We start from the raw sequence: 1,621 nt of genomic DNA, 5'->3' as shown, positions 1-1,621 counted from the left end.
TATCAAGCCTGCAAATAAAAAGTCAATCAGAAATTACTAAAAAATTTGTCTGTTTTGAGAGCATGACAAATAGAACCACCGAAAATCGCTGGTTTTTAATTTAATTCATACGTGCATGGCGCTATTCCATTTTTGGAAATGAAGCTAGGTATTCTTTTACACGTCCGTAGTAGACACGCAAGAATTTATTTGATCCAGCGGTCATATAGACATAATAAGGTTTTCCTTCTGCTCTCTTTTTAGAAATGAACGTGTATACAGGATCGTCTTCTGGGGAATTTTTAACTAAAGTATTCATGACTTGAAAAAGAGTCTTTCGAAGCTGTGCAGAGCCACGCTTAGAGGTGCGAACACCCTTTTGATTATAAGTGCCAGATTGATTCACACCAGGATCGACACCCGCAAAAGCAGTTAATGCTCCTCTGCGAGAGAAACGACTAATGTCGCCAATTTCTGCTATAAGCTGAGGACCTAATGACGCTCCAACACCTTTCATGGACATGACTACAGGATATTCCGGCAATTGTGAAGCCAGTTGGTCCATTTGTAAACGAAGTTGTTCAACGGTTTTGGAAAGAGTATTTAATTGCTCAATTGCCTGCATAATAAGCAATTTAGTCATTTTATCTTTGGGTAAAATAGCAACTAATTCTTTGGATGATTTAAGAAGTTGTTCAGGTTTATTTGGTTGAAAGTCATATCCGTTACGCTTACAAAATTTTCGATACCGTTCGGTAAATGCGTTCAAGGACATATTTCGAACACAATCAACATGCCAAAAAGTTGTAACAAAATCAACCCATTTTTGACTTCCGTTGGATCGTGCCGGACTAGAGAAAAACGTATTGGCTCCAGGGAAAGTTTGATCCAAAAGAGAAATGAGATTATTTTTAATGGCAGTTTTATTCTTCGTATAAAAATCAAATTGACGGTTCAGGGTCTTTAATTGATCTCTTTGCTTATCCACAAGATTGTACTGTCGCAGGTCGTTCCAGTTGTCAAGCGCGTAGCGAGCGATCTTAATAGCGTCTTTTTTATCAGATTTTACTTTACGTAAAGTGTTATTTCCAAAATCTTTAACGAGTTTGGGATTTACTACACTGACATAAAAGCCTGCGTCAGAAAGCCAATGTGCAACAGGTTCGTGATAGCGCCCTGTGTATTCCATGACGATCCTGATGTCTCCTTCTAGCTTTAAAAGAGAATGAATCAACTCATTAATATCACTAGAAGTATGGCTGATCTCGCGAGGACTCAAAACAACTTCACCGAAGGGACGGATAATCGAAATAACGCTTTTACCTTTAGAAACATCAACACCTACTGCGTTCAAAATAATCCTCTCCTTAAAAATTATTGCAATGAAATGCCAGCATTAGCACATTGCCGATTCAATCTACTGGGGGTGACACGAACGTACTGGAAAACAGCAGTTCAACCTGCATAAAACGAACGCTGTGAATGAGCAGCTGGTTGACAGACTTGATAGCGGACGTGATAGTCCAAGGAGGTTTTACGCCTGACCATTGCTTTCTCATTCTAACAGCTTAAGCAACATGATAGATAAAAGGGATTACTTAAGTTAGTCCCTTATAACCTATAAATATATTGTAGTAGGAGG

General features: G+C 38.7%; 1 protein-coding gene. It reads right to left on the bottom strand.

The window, feature by feature from the left end; all coding sequences use genetic code 11:
* Nucleotides 1–121: 121 nt before the first annotated feature.
* Nucleotides 122–1,333 carry an IS110 family transposase gene (locus IGI67_RS26215; RefSeq protein ID WP_429958075.1) on the bottom strand — a complete coding sequence of 404 codons (1,212 nt, stop codon included), beginning with the start codon at nt 1,331–1,333 and terminating at the stop codon, nt 122–124.
* Nucleotides 1,334–1,621 lie beyond the last annotated feature (288 nt).

This window comes from Enterococcus sp. AZ196, from assembly GCF_050498845.1.
Taxonomy (GTDB): domain Bacteria; phylum Bacillota; class Bacilli; order Lactobacillales; family Enterococcaceae; genus Enterococcus_A; species Enterococcus_A murrayae.
This window is presented reverse-complemented; position numbering and strand designations above follow the sequence as displayed.